This is a genomic window from Acidimicrobiales bacterium, from assembly GCA_036399815.1.
In the GTDB taxonomy this organism is placed as follows: Bacteria; Actinomycetota; Acidimicrobiia; order Acidimicrobiales; family DASWMK01; genus DASWMK01.
Map to the genome: position 1 here is coordinate 1 of DASWMK010000139.1, position 17,446 is coordinate 17,446.

Sequence of the window (17,446 nt, forward strand, 5' to 3'; positions counted from 1 at the left end):
TCCGTCGAGGAGGGCGCGGACGTCGACGCCGGCCTCGGTCAGCGCCCGGCCGAGGCGCACGGGCAGGTGGCCGGTCCAGGCGAGGGGCTCGTCGAAGCGGGGCCGCTTGAACACCTCCGTGACCGTGAACTGGGTGGCGTCCGGCCCGCCGGCCAGGTCCTCGACGGCGACCACCTCGGTCACCCGCACGGCGTCGCCCGAGCGGACGCAGTGGACGACCACGTCGACGGCCTCGCTCACCAGCGCGTTCAGCGCCGCCATCGGCAGCTGGGAGGCGGCGTCGGCCAGCTGGCAGATGAACCGCAGGCGGCTGAGCGCCTGGCGGGCCGACCCGGCGTGGATCGTGGTGAACCCCTTCACCCCCGACGACAGGGTCAGCAGGAGCGGGAGCGCCTCCCGGTCCCGCACCTCGCCGACGATGGCGACGTCGGGCGCCATCCGCAGGAACCCGGCGACGAGGCGCCGCAGGTCGACCGCGGGCCGGTCCGCCCGGGCCGCCCGCGTCTGCATCGACGCCACGTTCGGGAGCGGGACGTCCGCCTCGAACACCTCCTCGGCGACCACGACCCGCAGGGACGGGTCGAGCTCGGCCGTGCAGCAGGACATGAGCGTCGTCTTGCCGGACCCTGGCGCCCCGGAGACGACGATCGACTGCCGGGCCCGCACGCACGCCCGCAGGAACGCCGCCACCTGCGCCGACAGCATGTCCCGCTCGACCAGCTCGCCGAGGTGGCGGAACGGCACGCCGGTGAACCGCCGGATGTTGACCATGACGTGCCCGCCCCGGCTGACGTCGGAGTGGACGATGTGGAGGCGGGCCCCGTCGTCGAGCTGGGCGTCCTGGAGGCCCTCGGTCGGGTCGAGCTTGCGGTGGGCGGCACCGGCGTCGTCGAGGATCTTCGTGAGCGTCCGCAGCACGTGCTCGTCGTCGTGGAAGACCTCGGAGTGGTAGCCGCTCGGCCCCCGGTGGCGCTTGACGAAGATGGCGTCCGCCATCTTGGACTTGTACCACGGTCAAAGAGCCGCTACCTACGACGACGCTGGTGGTCGTCGTAGGGTGGGGCGCATGGCTGAGCCGGTTGGTCCGCGTCGCGAGGGTGAGACGACCGTTGAGTGGCAGCGGCGGATCGGAGAGGCGTGGGGCGGTGTGGTCGCTCCGCTGCCCCCGTTGCCGGAGCGGCCGTTCTGGCGGTTCCACGACCGCGGCCTCGCCGTCGACATCGAACCTCACGAGGACTGGGCACTACCGCCTGCCGGGCGACGACGAGCACCGCGAGCCGACGTTCCAGATGGGGCCGCTACGGGAGGGACGGCACCGGACGGCCAACGAAGTGCGCGCCGCGATGGAACGGTAGGCGCCGCGGCTGCCTCGGACGGGTGAGCTAGTCGGTCGTCAGGTCGAAGCGGGGGCGGTTGACCTGCTTCGCCTCGCCGGGCGGCCGCAGCCGGCGAGCGACGGCGAGGGGCACGTACACGACGTGCTCGGCCACGTAGAAGGCGGCCTGGCAGACGAGGATCACGAGGGCCGGCGGGACGGCGACGGGTAGGCCGACGGCGAGCAGCGGGAGCACCTGCCAGGAGTCGCGCAGCCACCGCTCACGGCCGCCCGGCTTGGTGAAGGCGGCGATCCGGACGGCGGCCCACATGAGCCACCGCTTCAAGAACGGCACGCCCAGCTCCCGCATGGCGCGCCGGAAGATACCGTCGGCCTCGGGCCGGGTGATCGTCCCGGCTGGCACCTCGACCCGCCAGAGGTGGTCGTGGAGGATGGCGGCCGGCGTCCAGCGGCCGTACCGGGGGATCAGCCACACGAGCACCCGAGGCACGGAGGCGAAGTCGGTGCAGCTCCCGCCGGGGACGACGAAGGTCTGGCGGGCGCCGTGGTAGGTGATCGGCCGCAAGACTTCCCACTGGCCGGCGCACCGGCCGTTCTCGCGGACATCGACGGTCGTGCCGGGAGCGAAGCCCACGATCAGCACCCCTCGGGCGGGGGAGGGAGGTCGACCACGATGCCGGTGGCGTCGGTGACCGCCTCGATGAGGTCGCGGTTGTCGCGGGCCGTCGAGCAGACGACCTTCCGGTTGCCGAGGGCGATGTAGCCGACGACGCCGAGCGACACGACGACGACCACGGCGGCGGCGATGAGGACCCACCGCTGGCGCCTGAGGACATTCTGGAGCCGGGCGCGCCAGAGGCGTTCCTGTTCCAGCTCGTACCGAGCGGCCCGAATCTCGGCGGCCAGAGCCGTCGTCGTCGGATCAGCCGTCACCGTTCAACCTCCGCCGTCGGACCTCGTCAAGCTGCTCCCGGTGCTCCGCGATCACTTCCTGCCGCTCGGCGAGGACGCTTTCGACGCGCTGGAACGCCTCGTCCAAGGCGGTCAGCCGGTCGTCGTCCTCTCGGCGGCGCTGCCACGGCCAGCGCATCACCGGCCATCCCCCAAGCGGCGCTCCACTCGCTCCAGCGCCAAGCGGACGCGCACCGCCTCCTCCGGGGAAAGGATCTGTTGGGAAGCGACCCGCTCGAGGACCAAGGTCGATTCCCGGTGCAAGCGGTTGGACTCGGTAAGGGCCGGGAGTGTGTCGGCCATGAGCTTCGCCGACCGCTCCCGCTCGGCGTCCAGCGCCCGCCAGAGGGCCCGCACGACCCAGGCGAGGACGCAGAGGCCGGACAGCAACAACGCAAGCGGCAAGGCCGCCCAGCCATACGAGCCGACGAGGTCGCCCCAGTCGAAGGTCGGACCCACCGATCACGAGCCGGTGTCGGCCTGTTCCAGCCGGTCGAGCTCGGCCTCGGCCGCGTCGTACTGCTGCTCGTAGTAGCGCCGCTTGGCGGCCAGCTCGGCTCGGTCGCCGTCGGAGAGGTCGTCGCGAAGCTCCTGGAGGGCGACGGCCGAGAGGTTCGACCCCCAGCGGTTGAGCCGGGAGGCGACGACGAGACGGGCCGTCTGCGCCTGCTGCGACTTGGCGAACTCGATCAGGGCGGGGGCGAGCTTCGCGGCGAGGATGTCGCCGATCCGCTCGAAGTCGGCTTCGGTCATGTCGTCCTCCGGGATCGGTGGGGGCGGGGGCGGGGTGCTGCCGGCGACGGTCGTCCAGTCGATGCCGACGGCCAGCTCGGCGGGCGAGACGTTGACCTCGTAGTGCATGGCGTCGTAGGCGGTGTGGCCGGTCGCGGGGTTCCAGTCCCAGTCGCCGCCCCACCGGAACACGGCGAGACCGGCCTTCGTCCGGATGGCGCGGATGGCGGCGACCATCGCTGGCGGCATGTCGGTGACCAGGCGCGCCCCGTAGGGGTTGTCGAGCCAGTTGTGGTCCCCGGCGATGCCGTAGGCGTGCAGCGAGAACCCAGTGCCGCCGGTGATCGCCCGGCAGTTGTAGGCGCCGGTATCGAGCGGCCCGCAGGCGTACCCGTAGTGGCGCATCACCTGAGCGAGCGCCTTGAACGCCTCCTCGCAGCGGGAGTCGACCCAGCAGGCGCCGCCGCCGAGGTAGTCGACGCGGGCGAGACGACGGCCGCCGTCCATGCAGGGGGGCGCCCAGAGGGCGCGCATCTCGGTCGTGGTCCTCATGCGGGCCTCCAAGCGGGGCTGGTGAGGTCAGGAGACGGGCGCTGAGACGGCCTGTGGTGGCCTCAGCGGGACGAAGGCGTGAGCACCGGCCCCGGCGCCGCGTGGCGCTCCTGGGCCTCCCGGCCGCCGTATCCGGCGACTGTGGCGGGTGCCAGGCTCAGGACGCGCGGACGATCTGGACGCCGAGCAGGGCGGCGTCGCCCGCGGTGTCCGCTCCGGCCGTGCCGAGGCGGGTGATCCGGAGAAGGCTGGTGCGGGTCGGGTCGACGGTGACCGCCGGGAAGGCGGTCGTCTGGATCGTGCCGACGGCCGGGCCGGCGACCGTCTGGTTCCCGGTGGTGATCCCGGTCAGCGTCTCGCCGGACGCCTTGCGGACGCTGCCGAGGGACCACCGGACGTTGCCAGCGGCGGCGCCGGTGTCGAGCGTCCACCAGACGGTCACGATCACGGTCGCCCACCCGGACCGCCATCGCTGCGTGAACGCCGCGGTGGCGTCGGCGGCGGCGCCGAAGATCAGGGCCGGCCACTCGTCGGTTCCGGTGTCGGCCTCGGTAGGCGCCGGGTTGGCGCCGACGGCGAGGGCGCGCATCGCCTCGACACCGACCCAGACCTCGTCGTCGATCCACGTCGGGTCACCCGCCGTCGCCCCGACCAGGCGTTGCCCGGCCCTCGTCGGGTAGGCCAACTCGGCGACGGTCCCGGCGCCGGTGGACCGCCAGAGCCGGCCGGCCTGGGTGGCGGTCGCCTTCGGGACGAGGAGGGCGTCGGCTGTCGTCCTAGCGGCCGTCTCCGTAGCCACAGCGGCCGACACGTCAGCCGGTGTCGCGGCGCCGATGGCGCCCGGGGCGATGGCGTCCGACCCGCCGGTTGCGTGCGACGCCGCATGTGGGGTCGGGGTCCTGGCGTTGGTGAGTCGCGGGTCGGTGTTCACGACCAACACGGCGGTGTCGGGGATGCCGTGGACGCCGGTCGTCGCGCCTGCGTGGCTGTCGAGCGCCTGTTGCAACTCGGCCAAGTCGTCGGGGCTGGCCGCGATGGTGCCAGGCGCTCCGATGAGCAGGAGGTCCGACCCGTTGGGGCGGAGCCAGACCTGGTCGCCGACGGACGGAGCCACGGTGCCGGCGATCCTCACGGGCAAGGCGGCGTCGGTGTTGTCGGCGAGGACGGTGGCGACGGCGTTCTCAAGGTCGACGGCTTGGACGGTGCCGCGGGTCATTGCCCCGCCGGTGGGACGGTCGACGGCGAACACGACGGCATCGGCGAGCGCGTCGGCTCCGGACTCAAGGGCCCTGGCGAGGTCGCGCATCGGGTCGCGGGTCACGGGATATACCGCCTCGCTGTCACCTTCATGGCGCCGCCGAGCTGGAACGGGACGCTGAGACTGTCGATCACGTACAAGCCGGCGAGCCCGAGCCGGGGACGGACGACCTCGATCACGTCGCCCACGTCGTGCGCCGGGTTCGGGACGGCATCGAAGCTGACCTGCTCGGCGCGGCCCAGGCGAAGGGCCAGGATGCCGCGAGCGGATGCCTCGGCTTGGAGGTTCGTCAGCACCTTCTCGCCTCGGACGACCTCGGCTACCTCGCCGTACGGGCCATACCGGTAGGTCGGGCTGGTGGGGTCCATGTCCCAGGCCTGGCCCAGCACCGGCGAGTCGCTGTGGCTGTTCTCGCCCTGGACGATGATCCCGTTCGGCACCCGGTCAGAGCTGAGCGCCCGGGCCACCTCGAAGGCGGTCGCGTTCTCGTCCTCGGCGTAGCGGAGGACCCGGTCGAGGTAGACGGTCGCCGGCCGGAGAACGGCCGCCCCGGTGGCGTCAAAGGCGAGGTCGTAGCCGCCTGACGCTGCGAGCTGCTGCGCCTGGTCCCAGAAGTCGGCGCCGTACTCCAGGTACAGCGGTGGCGTCAGCCACTCGGACTGCACGCCGTTGAACGGGGCGAACGGCACCCGAGCGGCGACGAGCCGGCGGCACGCCTCGTCGATGGTCAGCCCGCCCGGGACAGCGAGCGGAGCGCCGGACGGCGCTTGCGCCAGGTGGGCGCGGTCGGAACCGTCGATGCCGACGTACCCGTATCCCGGCGTTGAGCTGGTCACGCGGAAGAGGCCCATCGGGCAGTCCTCGCGGGTGCCGTCCTTGTAGACGAAGCCGCGCCTCAGCCGGACCTCGGTCCCCCACGGCGTGAGCCGGGCGCGGAGCGCTCCGTCGTGGTCGACGACGACGACGCTCGACACGTCGCGTCGGATGGCGCCTTCCAGGTCGATGTCGACATCGCCGCCCGCGTTCGTGTCGACGGGGAGCGACGCGACCACCTCGCCGTTCTCGACGATCTCGGCGACGGTGGTCACCGTCTGGACGCTGGCGGCGACCTCGTCGAGGTACCGCTGTGAGACGGGGTACATGGTCAGAGCCGCCCGACTTCGACGACATCGACCGTCAGATCGTGGGCGTAGCGGACCGGGTAGGGCGAGCCGTTCGGCGGGCGGCCACGCTTGTTCTCCAGTTCCTTGCTCCCGGACCGTGCGAGGTACCAGCTCCGGCCGAGCTTGTCGCGCAGGAGCAGGGTTCGGCCGGGGCGGAGCAGCGCCTCGACGGCGTGATGCGTGGCCTCGTCGAGCAGGGTCACGGGAAGCGGCCCTTCCAGGCCGCGCTCGTGCTCGGCGTGGAGGACCACGGCCTTGCCGCCCCGGCCGTCGGGCCAGAACACGTCGGACGGGAGGTCGGTCGACAGCGTCCAGCCGGGCGGGACGATGATGCTCACGGCCGAGCCCGGCGTGTCGGGGTCCGACAGCCACGTTGCGAGAGGGTCCGGGCTGGTGTAGGCGACCGACTCGGACCAGTTGGACGACAGCACGGGGTCGGAGCTGTAGACCCGAGCGCGGTACAGGCGCTCGCCGAGCACCGGCACCTCCTCGTCCACCACGGAGCCGGCCAGGGACGACCCCAGCTCGAGGGCCTCGGCCCGCTTGACCGTCTGCCAGGTGGCGCCGCCGTCGTCGGAGAACTGGATTTCGGCGCTCATGCCCGAGCCGAGCAGGAGCGTCGCGAGCGGGACGGCGTAGAGGTACTGCGCCAGCACGTCGTCGTCGTCGAGCGTCGCCGTGCCCTTGGCGTGGGGGACGGGAACCCACGCGACACCGGGGGTCACAGCGGCCTTGACCGCCGAGAACCGCGAGCCCGTCGGACCGGCCGCCTGGAGGTCAGCGAGGTTCAGGTTCACGTGGTCGGTGAAGTGCGCCGGCGGAATGTCCTGCACGGAGCGCTTCACGTACATCTCGACGCCGGCCGCGGCGTTCCGGAAGCTGATGGCCCGGCTGACGGTGGCGCCCGTGGTGGGGATGAGCCCTTGCATGACGACGGGCCGGTACTCGGTGGTTGACCCCTTCCGCCAGGGGCCGTCGTAGGTGAAGATCGTCGTCCCGGCCGCGGTCCGGTAGGTGAGCGACACCCGGAAGTCGCAGGCGACGGAGAACTTCACGAGGGCGCCGACGAAGGCGCCCTGCCTACCGTCTCGGTACTCGACCGGGATCGCGGTCGGGCTGGCGCCGGTGCCGACGATGCCGGTGGTGCCGAACGCGTTCTTGACGACCTTCATGCGGCCGCCGTCGGTCGCCTCCCACGTCGGCGCGTTCGTCGTGCCAGACACTGCGGCCCAGCCCGACACGTTGGCGTCGAACTCCTCGTTCGACGGGAGGGCGTGACGGCGCTCGAAGTCGTCGTCGTCGGGGACGAACACCATCACGTACCCGCCGACGGTCGGGACGACGACGGCACCGGTGGCCGGGTCGAAGTGGACGCCGCGGGCTGAGCGGTTCCCGCCGACTTGGTCGGACAGGCTGGCGAAGCTGTAATCGCCCACCGGTTGCGTGCCGGCCCGGTTCTCCCAACCGGCCGCCGCCGGGGCGTCGTCGAGGAGCGACCAGTCCTCGGTGCCCGGCCGGAACCGCCAAGCTTGCGCCGACCGGCTGTTGAGCGTGGCGAACGGGTTGCCCGTCTCGGCGTTCGCGTGGGCGGTCATGCCGTAGAAGTGGCCGTTCACGAAGCCGGCGACGGCGTAGGCCGCGTCCACGTTGACGGCCAGCGTCTCGGTACCGGTAGCGAAGTCGTTCGGGGGGAGCAGGGCGGGCGTGAGCGGGTCGAAGGTGTCGCCGACGCGCTGCCAGAGCTGGAGGAGCGCGGGGTACGGCGCGCCGCTGGCGGTGGCGAAGGAGTCGTAGACGATGGACAGGACGGGGCCGGCGCTCACGTCCACGTCGCACGCCTCGCAGTCGCGGGGCAGCAGGCCGAGAGCGGCGCCGTCGAGGTCGGTCATGTCCTCGATCTGCCGGAAGGCCGTCGTCATGCCTTCGGGCGACACGGCCATGAGCCGTCCCGAGCGGCCGGAGCCGCCCAGGTCGTTCTCCTGGAGGTAGTGAACGACGACCATGTCGCCGTCGGAGAGGACGGCAGTCTCGCCGTAACCACCGGCAAGCCGGTAGCTCTGGCCGTGCGGGTTTATGGCGACCGGGAAGCACAGGTCGGCGGTGGCGCCGAGCGGTCCAGCATGACGGGCGGCCAGGTACAACTCGTCCGTTGTGAAGGTCCGATCCGGGTCCAGCTCCCATCGGCCGGTCGTGTTGTTGCGCCGGAATCCGACCATCGCGGGGAACTGACCGGCGGTGAGGTTCCAGTCGCCGTCGTACGGCCGCATCGACCAGCCGATGAGCCGGGGACCGTCGGCGCTCTGCACGACGACGAGGTCCGACACGTCGCCGCCGTAGCCCGGTGCGGTCCAGAGCCCTTCGGAGGTCGACACTTGGACGCGGTACCGCGTCTCGGTCGCCGGGTCGAAGAACACGACTGACATCGTGTTGAGCGGCGAGGGGGCGAACTGCGAGCCCGACCATGGGATCACCGTCGATGCGATCTGCCCGTCCGGGCAGGTGACGGCGAAGAACTGCTGCGAGCCCGACGGGTAGTCGTCGTCCTCCTCGAGCACCCGGGTTCGGAACGCCTGACCGCGGGGCAGCGTCGTGTCGCCTTCGAGCGCCCCGAAGGTCCCCGCCTTGCCGTGCAGGGTGACCTCGACCCGCTCGCCGACCTGGAGGATGGCGGCGGGGCCGGGGGTGGCCGCGTCGGGCTCGACGGTGAGCGGCGGCGGCGACGGAGGAACGACGGCCTGCTCGAACTCGTGGGAGTCCCAGGCGCTCGTCCGGCCGGAAGTGTCGGTCGCTCGGACGTAGGCCCACCACGTGCCGTTGGGCAGGTCGGTGTCGAGCGTGAAGGCGAAGAAGTTGCCGGTGGTCGTCGCCGTCAGGAACGGGTCGCCCGCCGCAGTCGGGTCCGTATAGGGATGGCCGGGTCCGTCGGGGAACAACAGCAGCTCGGCGTCTCGCTGGTCGTTGCCGTCCGGGTCGAAGAAGTTGTACGGGACGGTTGGCTGGGTGGTCGTCGTGACCGGGCTCGCCGGGCCGGTGATCTCGGTCGTGGGCGGGTCCGAAGCGACGACCGACCAGGGCACGCCGTTGTAGTCGAGGACGATGTAGGTCAGTGGCTCGGCGGTGAGGACGGCGAAGTCCTTCGCGACCGCCGTCTCCCAGTGCTTGAAGTGGGGCGGGTTCTCGGGCAGGCCGCCGAAGCCGAACACGGTCCCGTAGGTGTCGAGGGTGTAGCCGCGGGCGCCCGCGGCCCAGGAGTCCGGGTCGACCCACAGAGCGACGACGCGCTGCCAGCCGGGGGTCACGTCGGGGAGCACGCCGGGGCCGAGGGTGGCGCCGTTGCGGAGGTACAGGCGGCCCTCCGCGTCGACGACGATGTACTTCCGCGACGGGCTGACAGCCGGATAGTCCATCGCCACGTCGCGGGCGATGGGCGCGCTGTTCGGCGTGAGGATCGTGTCGGTCCCGGCGATCGCGGCGGCGTTGCCGAACTCGAACAGGCGCCCGAACCAGTCCATCGTGTAGCCGGCGCCCGTCGCTGACGGGTTCATGAGGATCGCCCGCCACCGATTGTCCCCGGTCGACACCGGCGGCACGTCGGGCATGGCGGCGGCGCCGAAGGCGAACAGCTTCCGGCGGGCGGTGAACACGTAGCCCGACGGCTCCAACCAGTCCGTCATGACGAAGTCGACGGCGTAGTCGTTCGTCGGCATGGCCGTGCTGTCGTCGTCGTCGGGGGCGTAGTCCGGCGTCTCCGGGGGCAGCGCCCCACCACGCGCCTGCAACCGGCCGTCGCTCCACAGGACGACGATCTGCTCGTGGGCGGCCGGGTTGACCGCAAGGCGAACGGCGTACGGCACCAGGGCTCCTCGTTCAGCAGGGCCGGACACCGGCCTCCACGGGCCGCTGGGGCGCCCGGGGCCGGTGCGGGTAGGTCAGTGGCGCGTCGCTGCGCCTGGGGCGTCTCAGGTCCGCGTCGTGGCGAGCTGCTTCTTGATCCGCTGGCCGGCCTGGGCGAGCCCGCGCCCGACCTTCTCGGCGAGGTCGTCCGCGTACACGTTGCCCTTGACGACCATCGTCATGGACACGAGCGGGCCGCCGACGGGCTCGGGATGGCCCAGGTTGTTGACGGCCATCGTGACGCTGTGAGGGTCGAGCCACCCGCCCTTGTCGAGCACCTTCACCGGCACCTGGTCGGCTCCGAAGAACCCGCCCTCGGCGTACCGGTAGGACGTGAACCCGCGGGGCATCCCGACAACCTCGAAGTGCCAGTCCTCGGCGGGGACCGGCCAGTGCGCGCCGATGTTGTAGCCGATGGCCCGGGTTGACGGCGTCGAGCCGGGCGAGTGGTCGATGGCGAGGCCGAGCTGGTGGTTCGACTGGCCGGGCGGCGCGACCAACGTGAGGGACGGGTCGCCCGCGATGAACCTCGCGTAGAGAGCGGCCTGCTCGGCGTAGGACCGGTACCCGGAGACGATGCTGTGGTAGCCGCCGGTCAGCGCGTTCCAGAGGTTGAACTTCGCCAGGGTGATCGGGTTGAGGCCCCCGGCGTCGCCGCCACCAGCGAAGGCCGACGTGGCGAGCGTCTGCGCCAGCCAGTCGCCGACGGCGTCGCGCATGTAGCCCGCCGCGTCGCGGGCGCCGTACTGGATCGGCCAGCGGAACGGGTCGAACGACGGGACCGGGGGGAGCTGGTCGCGCGACAGGAACATGGCGGGCGCGTCGCCGATGTTGGCGGTGTAGCCCGGCGGTCGGCCCGAGTAGAACGACGGCGGCACCCATGACCCGTCCTCGGCCTGGACGTAGCCGGGTTGCCACGGATGCTGACGGGCGTTGTCCTCGAACGTGTCGCCCGTCGTCCCGCCCGCGGCGAACCGGCGGACCTCGAGCCCCGGCGGCACCCGGTCCTTCGGGAGGACCGCCATCCCGTACCAGTCGGCAGCCGTGTTCAGGATCGCCCGCGCCCGTCGAGGGTCACCCAACCGGGGGATGTACGCCTCGCCGCCCGTCTCCGGCTCGGCCCACAGCCGCCAGGCGCCGCCTGGTGCGATCTGCGGTGCGTGGTCCTCGAAGGCGCCACCCCGGGCGATGGCGGCGATGTGGACAGTGCTGTGACCGATCGCGGAGAGCACCGGGTTGACGCCGCCCGCGATGTCCTGCGCGTATCCGAGGGCGGTCAGTTGGAGCCACGGCCGGGCCTCGCCGAAGCGCCCGGCGATGCTGCTCCCGGCGCTCGCTGCGCCTGATCCACCGGCGACGTTCGCCTCGATGAGGCGGTTCCGGATGGCGCCGACCATCTCCACGCCGGTCGCGTCGACGCCGGGCGTCGGATTGAAGTTGCTGTCGATGGCGTTCGCCGCGACGAAGGCGCCCGACCCACCGGCGACGCCGGCTTCGCCCAGCCGGCTGCCGACGCTGTAGACGATGTCCTGTCCGACCCGGTCGACCTGGCCGGGGATGCCGTTCATGTTGCGCTCGATGGCGTCGGCGGTCGCGAACGAGCCGGCGCCGGCCACGGCCGGCAGCGCCGAGAACGTGCTCTCGAACGCCTGGACGGTGCCCTCGCCGGCCAACCCGGCGTTGTCGCGCATGGCCTGAGCCATCGTCCGCAGCTCGTCGACGCTGGCCGTGGCGGCGTCGTGGGCGACCTCGGCGTAGTCGAGGCCCTTCTCGGCGAACATGATCGCCACGTCTGTGCCGGCCCGGCGGGCGATGGTGGCGATGTCCTGTTGCCACCGCATGAGCCGAAGGTTCTCGGCGATCAGCGACTCGGTGAACTCGTGGAGCGACAGCGTCGCAGTGGGGGTGAACTCCTCCTCCCACACCTTGCCGCTGTCGATGGCCGCCTGCTTCGTCGCCTCGTACGCCTTGCGCTCGGCCTCGTTCTTCCGTGCCAGAGCGTCGGTGTAGACGCCGAACGGGTCGGACGACGACCGGATCGTCTCGGCCCATGCGGCTTGCGACGCCTCGGCGTCGTCCACCGCGGCCGTGAACTCCTCGACGGCGGTCGTGCCGGACTCGGTCGTCTTGCGCTGGAGGTCGGCGGCGGCCCTCGCCTCGGTGGACGCCTCGCGGTAGTCGCCGAAGGCCTCGTTCACCCGCTCCTGGGACACGCCGTTGTCGAGGAGGACCCGCTGTAGTTCGCGGAACGACTCGGCCGCCTGGTCGGGGTACCCGGCCCGCACCATGTCGGCCAGGGCGTCGTCGAGGGACTGCACGTCGTCCCGGGCGTGCTTGAACGTTGTCGACGTGGCCGTGTTGAACTGGTCGTAGGCCGACAGGTCGGTCGTGTACTTGACCTTGTCGACGAGCCCCTCAAGGTCCTCGCCGAACTTGGACGCCAGCTCCCCCGTGACCTCCGCCGACTCGCCCAACTCGAGCAGGTCGGACGTGAGCCGGCCGATGTCGACCTCGTCGCCGGTCATGCGGGCGATCACGTCGAGGGCCGCCTGGGCGCCGACGGCGAACCCGAGCATCCCGATGCCGTACGCGCCGGCCTTCGCGAACCCGGTAAGCGCGCCGCTGGCGAACATGCCGCCCGAGCCAAGCCCTTCGAGGGACTCCTTCGCCGCCACGATCTTCGGGACCAGCGACCCGATGGTGCTCAGGAGAAGGGTCGCCGAGCCGCCGACGCCGAGCAGCGCCATGCCGGACGCCTGGACCGGCTGGGGCAGGGCCGCGAAGGCGTTCACCGCGCCCGTCGCCCACTGCGTGATGCCCCGAAGGGTCCCGGTCGCGGTGCTGCCGCCGCGGATTAGGGCCGTCTCGACCGAGCCCATGAAGGCCTCGACATCGCCAGACAGGTTGTCGAGCTTCTTCGCGGCGAGGTCGGCCGCGTAGCCCTGGGCGCTGACTTCCTCGGTCCAGTGGCGCACCCCTTCGGCGCCGGCCTCGACGACGATGTTCGCGGCGCGGATGGCGTCGGAGCCGAACAGGGTCGCCAGCGCGGCGTTCTTCTGGGCGTCGGTCAGCCCGGACAGCGAGGTCTGGAGGGAGCCGGCGATGTCGTCGAAGTCGAGGAGCCCGCCCTGGGCGTCGTAGACCCGGATGCCGAGCTGCTCCATGAGGTCGGACGCTTCCTTCGTGGGAGCGCCCAGCCGCATGAGCATGGTCTTGAGGGAGGTCCCGGCGTCGGACCCGTTGAGCGCGTTCTGCGAGAACAGCGACAGGGTGCCGACCGTCTCTTCCATCGTGAGCCCGTACTGGTTAGCGACGAGGCCCGCCTGGGACAGCCCTTGCGAAAGCTGCGACACGTCGGCCGCCGACTTGTTCGCCCCGGCTGCGAGCGCGTCGGCGATGCGTCCCACGTCGGAGCCGGCCAGCCCGAACGTGGTCATCGTCTGCGCGGCGATCTCGGCCGCCGTCGCCAGGTCGAGGCCACCGGCAGCGGCCAAGGACAGCGCCCCGGTCAGCGCTCCGCCGAGAATGTCGGCGGTGCCGACACCAGCCTTCGCTAGTTCGGCCTGCGCCTGGGCTGCCTCACCCGCCGAGAACGCGGTATCGGCGCCGGCCTGGAGTGCGGCCTGCCGCAGCTTCTCCAACTCGGCGCCGGTCGCGCCGGACGTGGCGCCGACCTCGGACATGGCCTTGTCGAAACCCATCGTCGCCCGGGTCGCCAGCCCGAACCCAGCGAGCATTCCGCCACCGATGATGAGTCCCGTCCGGGACACGTCCTCCAGATCGGCGCGCCACTTCCGGCTGGACTGAGCCGCCTGATCCGCTGCACGGGCGGCCCGGCCGGCGCCGTCGGCGGCCGAGGCTCCCGCCTTCGTGGCGGCCGGGCCGACCTTGCCGGCTTCGGTGGCGAGGTCGCGAGTCGACTTCGCCGCCGTCGCCATGCCCTGCTGGTATTGGCGGATGTCGGCCCGGAGGGCTACGTCCACGTTGCGCCATGCCACGGGCTAGCCCTCCTCGTCGTCCTCGGGGCCACGTGGCCGGAGCGACACCTGTAGGCCGGTTGTCCTGGTGCCTTCGGAACGGATCGCCTGTAGCTCCCGGTCGACGATCCGGCAGCCTTCGCACACCCGGGACTCCGCGACTACCGGCGACGGGTCGAGCGGACGCTTCGTCGTCGGGTCCCGCAACGTCTCCTCGTGCTGCCCGCACGAAGGACAGCGGGTGCGCTTGTCGAGGTACCACGCGAGCGCCTTCGCCCGTTCCCGCTCCGGCCAGCGGAGAAAGACCGCGTGGCTGACGTGCAGGACCTCGAAGCACAGGTCGAGCTCGAACCTCAGCTCGTCGTCGTCGCGGAGCCTTTTCCCAGGTCGCCCACCGACGTGCTGGCGCGAGCGACGTGCTGAGCGGCGCCGAACAACTCAGCCAGGTCCTCGGCAGGCCACAGCTTCGAGGACCACATGCGGGTGGCCTCGTCGACCGTGAGCCCGTCGACCGCGCCGCCGGTGGAGAACTCGACCTTCACGCACGTGGCAGCCACGAGGGCAGGCGGGTACGTGTCGGGGTTCCAACGGAGGAAGCGGTTCGGGTTGCCCTGGGCGGCCGCCTCGCGCTTGTAGTCCTTCACCTGCTTCTCTGTGGGCTTGTGCTCACCCTCCAGCGCGTCGACGGCATCGGGGTCGATGGCCTCGAACGTGAACGTGACCGTCGGGATGCCCTGCGAGAACTCCTCCAGCGCCGCCTCAGCGTCGGCTAGGTCGGCGGCCGTCGTCGCGTTCGCTCGCGAGTAGGCGAGCTGCTTCGCGACGTAGACCTTCCCGCGCAACCGGACCAGCTCATCGGCGTCGTTGGGGTCCTGGGCGAGGGTGACCTGGAGGTGCCGGGCCGGGCGCGCGAACAGTTGGGCGAGAACCTGGTCCCGCGTGCTCGGCGCCGCGGCCGGCGTCGTCGCAGCGTCGGTCATGCCGCTGCGGCGACCACGCCGTTGAGCGTCGGGACGCCGGTGGAGAACATGACCCTGTACTTCGCCGGCTCGTTCGCGAGGGTCCGGAGCTTGTTCCGGGTCAGGACCTCCACGGGCCACACGTCGACCTCGTCGCCGGCAGCGATGGGAGCGGTCGGGCTGGCAGCCGTCACGAAGGCGACCCATCCGGCGGTGCCCTCGTCGAGGGCGTCGTAGATGGTGTGCACGTCCGGGTCCCGGTAGAACTCGAAGTTCGACTCGGGGTAGGTGACCTCGGACGGGATGTTGCCCGTCTGGAACGACAGCCCGTCGGGGACGGGCATGGTCGACCCGGCGACCTCCCAGCCGTTGATGGCGGCCATCGCCTCGCCGTTCTTCACGCCCATGAGGTTCACGCCAGCGTTGAGGGCGGTCACCGTCGGAGCGTCGAGGTCGGCGGGCTCTGCGGTCAGGAAGCGGACGCGCAGGCGCCCGTCGCGCTCGGAGTATCGGGACATGGTGAGGTCAGTCCTCCTGGTCGTCGGTGGTCGTGCTGTCGGGGTCGTCGGTCGTCTGGCGGAACGGCGGCGGGTGCTCCAGCGACTCGGTGATCGCCTCAGCGAGGAGCGCCTTCGTGACCCGGGCGGGGATGCCGGTCACGCCGACGTTCTCGGCAGCGGCGCGGAGCTGGTCGAGCGAGAGCCGGTCCAGCTCGACGAACCCGTGCCGCATGTAGCGGCCCTCGAACGCTGCTCTCGTGGTCATTCGGGGACGCGGGTTGTCGGGTAGGGCGATGATCACTTCGTCGGCCATCGGGCCTCCTGGTGGCGCTGAGGGGGCGGGGGGTTCAGGCGGGGGTGGTGCTGAGCACGTACCGGTCACCGATGCTCACCAAGGCGCCCTCACGGATCGGGGCGCCACGGGCCTGTCCAGAGCGCGCCCAGACGACAGCGCGGCGGAGGTTCGGGTCGTCCTCTGCGACGGTGATCGCGTGGACGAAGGCGCCGTTCTCGTCGCGGTCGAGGATCGCTCGACGAACGAGCCCGGCCATGTACTGCGCCTGCCAGCGGTCCTTCCCGACCGAGGTCACCTGATAGACGAAGTCCGCGTCGGCGTCGGGAGCCACGAACGGCCCGCCAGTCGTTCCGCCCGGGATCGGGTACACCACGGCGTAGGGCAGGTCCTCGCCGGGCGGCCGTTCCAGGTCGCCGATGTCGAGCCCGGTGACGGCGTGCAGCATGGCGATGAGCGCGTCGGTCACGCCCCACTCGTCGGGCAGGCCGAGGTCCGACATGGCCGGTCAGCCGGGAAGCCCGACTTCGCCGACAGCCTCGACGAAGTCGTCGTAGACGGCGTCCGTCGCCGGCCCCCAATGCGACCGCGGCGGCTGGGAGACGCGGCGGCCGAGCTTGTCGGTCCCGTGGTAACCCTGCTCGTTGCGGAAGCCGGCGTCGTGGTTCGTACCGACGGTCGCGGTCGGGCGCTTCCGGTCCTTCCCGTACTGCACGCCGATGCTCGGGACGTAGCCGCGGTTCCGGTCGTCGCTGGTGCCCTGCTCGAGGACGGCGGCGGCGCGGCCCGTGACCTCGCTGTGCAGCCGGGACCCGAAGGCGCCGACAGTGGAGACGGCGCGGGCCTCGGCACCTTCGCCGAGTTGCTGGAGGTCGCGTGCGAGATCGTCGATGCCGGTCATGTGCGCGGCCCCCGTTCCTTGTCGAGCACGGTCAGTCGTCGGAGCGCCGCCCTCGACGACCGGCCGACGCCGGTCACGACGAACGGCCGGCCGACGAGCGACTGGTCGCCGTCCTCGCCGACCTCGTCGAGCACGAACGTGTCGCCGATCAGCAGTGCGGGCGCCGACATGGGCACTCGGACCAGTGACTCACCGGGGTAGACCTCGGCCCCGGCTTCGTCGTAGGACCGCCGAGCACGTGGCAGCGGACCGATTCGGCATGGGCCGGAGTACACCGGGTCGGCGTCGCCCGGCGGCGGGACGAGCCGCCCGGTTGCGGTGTCGCGCACGTCGTCGCGGGTGCCTTCCGGGTCCCGGGTGAAGGTGCCGTGGTCGGTCAGCTCGTCCTCGAACAGCGTTCTGATGTCGTCCATCTCGTCGGTCACGGCAGTGCCCCGCCCGCCCGAAGCGCCGCCGTGGTAGCGCTCGGCGTTCCCGTCGACCCGATGGCGCTCAGCCGGCGCTCGTCGTAGGTGGCCGCCTGGGACATGCAGTGCGCGTACATCTGCGAGAGGGCGACGGTGTCGCCGCCGTCGAGGGTGAGGTTCACCTTCGGAGCGCAGCGGCCGGCCTTCATCCGCCAGGCGTCGGCCACGGCGCCCCACGAATCGAAGGTCGGCGTCCAGTCGGGATGGTCAGGGGCACGGCCGGCGGCGTCGGCGATCTTCGCGTCGGCGACGAGCTGGTCGACTTCGGCGTCGGTGAGCGCCGGCCGTTCCGAGGTCCGGGCGCGCACGACGACCCGTGCCCGGACCTCGGCCTCGTTCACTTGCTCGCCTGCCGCCCGTCGCTGTCCGGGTCGCCGAGGAAGCGGTTGGCGAGGTCGTCGCGGGTGGCGTCGTCGGCCTCGGCCTCGGACATGCCCGCGGCGATGGCGTACGCCTTCCAGGCT

17 protein-coding genes are annotated in these 17,446 nt (G+C 71.7%); all 17 read right to left on the minus strand.

What is annotated here, in order from left to right:
* Nucleotides 1–996, minus strand: a 996-nt coding sequence (locus VGB14_09710; protein HEX9993189.1) for an ATPase, T2SS/T4P/T4SS family, incomplete at its 3' end; no start/stop codon positions are given.
* Between the two features lie 386 nt (nt 997–1,382).
* Nucleotides 1,383–1,970 (minus strand): DUF1353 domain-containing protein, encoded by a 588-nt coding sequence (locus tag VGB14_09715; GenBank protein ID HEX9993190.1) that lies wholly within the window; start codon nt 1,968–1,970, stop codon nt 1,383–1,385.
* Between the two features lie 2 nt (nt 1,971–1,972).
* Nucleotides 1,973–2,269, minus strand: a complete 297-nt coding sequence (locus VGB14_09720; protein HEX9993191.1) for a hypothetical protein — start codon at nt 2,267–2,269, stop codon at nt 1,973–1,975.
* Nucleotides 2,259–2,426: a hypothetical protein gene (locus VGB14_09725; GenBank protein ID HEX9993192.1), complete on the minus strand. Its 168-nt coding sequence runs from the start codon at nt 2,424–2,426 to the stop codon at nt 2,259–2,261. The genes VGB14_09720 and VGB14_09725 overlap by 11 nt, the downstream gene beginning before the upstream one ends.
* Entirely contained in the window at nt 2,426–2,746 is a 321-nt protein-coding gene (locus VGB14_09730) for a hypothetical protein (protein ID HEX9993193.1), read from the minus strand. The genes VGB14_09725 and VGB14_09730 overlap by 1 nt, the downstream gene beginning before the upstream one ends.
* 3 nt (nt 2,747–2,749) lie before the next feature.
* The gene (locus VGB14_09735; GenBank protein HEX9993194.1) at nt 2,750–3,571 is read right to left on the minus strand and encodes a M15 family metallopeptidase; all 822 of its coding nucleotides are present in this window, start codon (nt 3,569–3,571) and stop codon (nt 2,750–2,752) included.
* Nucleotides 3,572–3,728: 157 nt separating this feature from the next.
* Nucleotides 3,729–4,892 (minus strand): hypothetical protein, encoded by a 1,164-nt coding sequence (locus VGB14_09740; GenBank protein ID HEX9993195.1) that lies wholly within the window; start codon nt 4,890–4,892, stop codon nt 3,729–3,731.
* Nucleotides 4,889–5,917, minus strand: coding sequence for a hypothetical protein (locus tag VGB14_09745; protein HEX9993196.1), 1,029 nt, complete (start codon nt 5,915–5,917; stop codon nt 4,889–4,891). Before VGB14_09745 ends, VGB14_09740 begins: the two co-directional genes overlap by 4 nt.
* Nucleotides 5,918–5,973: 56 nt before the next feature.
* The gene (locus VGB14_09750) at nt 5,974–9,846 is read right to left on the minus strand and encodes a hypothetical protein (GenBank protein HEX9993197.1); all 3,873 of its coding nucleotides are present in this window, start codon (nt 9,844–9,846) and stop codon (nt 5,974–5,976) included.
* A gap of 105 nt (nt 9,847–9,951) precedes the next feature.
* The gene (locus VGB14_09755) at nt 9,952–13,623 is read right to left on the minus strand and encodes a phage tail tape measure protein (protein HEX9993198.1); all 3,672 of its coding nucleotides are present in this window, start codon (nt 13,621–13,623) and stop codon (nt 9,952–9,954) included.
* A 593-nt stretch (nt 13,624–14,216) separates the two neighbouring features.
* The gene (locus tag VGB14_09760) at nt 14,217–14,843 is read right to left on the minus strand and encodes a hypothetical protein (protein HEX9993199.1); all 627 of its coding nucleotides are present in this window, start codon (nt 14,841–14,843) and stop codon (nt 14,217–14,219) included.
* Nucleotides 14,840–15,340 (minus strand): hypothetical protein, encoded by a 501-nt coding sequence (locus tag VGB14_09765; protein HEX9993200.1) that lies wholly within the window; start codon nt 15,338–15,340, stop codon nt 14,840–14,842. Before VGB14_09765 ends, VGB14_09760 begins: the two co-directional genes overlap by 4 nt.
* A gap of 7 nt (nt 15,341–15,347) precedes the next feature.
* Nucleotides 15,348–15,587 carry a hypothetical protein gene (locus VGB14_09770; protein HEX9993201.1) on the minus strand — a complete coding sequence of 80 codons (240 nt, stop codon included), beginning with the start codon at nt 15,585–15,587 and terminating at the stop codon, nt 15,348–15,350.
* 82 nt (nt 15,588–15,669) lie between these two features.
* Entirely contained in the window at nt 15,670–16,083 is a 414-nt protein-coding gene (locus VGB14_09775; protein HEX9993202.1) for a hypothetical protein, read from the minus strand.
* 39 nt (nt 16,084–16,122) lie between these two features.
* Nucleotides 16,123–16,515, minus strand: a complete 393-nt coding sequence (locus VGB14_09780) for a hypothetical protein (GenBank protein ID HEX9993203.1) — start codon at nt 16,513–16,515, stop codon at nt 16,123–16,125.
* Complete coding sequence (locus VGB14_09785; protein HEX9993204.1) at nt 16,512–16,940, minus strand: DUF6093 family protein; 429 nt, start codon at nt 16,938–16,940, stop codon at nt 16,512–16,514. Before VGB14_09785 ends, VGB14_09780 begins: the two co-directional genes overlap by 4 nt.
* Nucleotides 16,937–17,290, minus strand: coding sequence for a hypothetical protein (locus VGB14_09790; GenBank protein ID HEX9993205.1), 354 nt, complete (start codon nt 17,288–17,290; stop codon nt 16,937–16,939). The genes VGB14_09785 and VGB14_09790 overlap by 4 nt, the downstream gene beginning before the upstream one ends.
* Between the last annotated feature and the right edge of the window lie 156 nt (nt 17,291–17,446).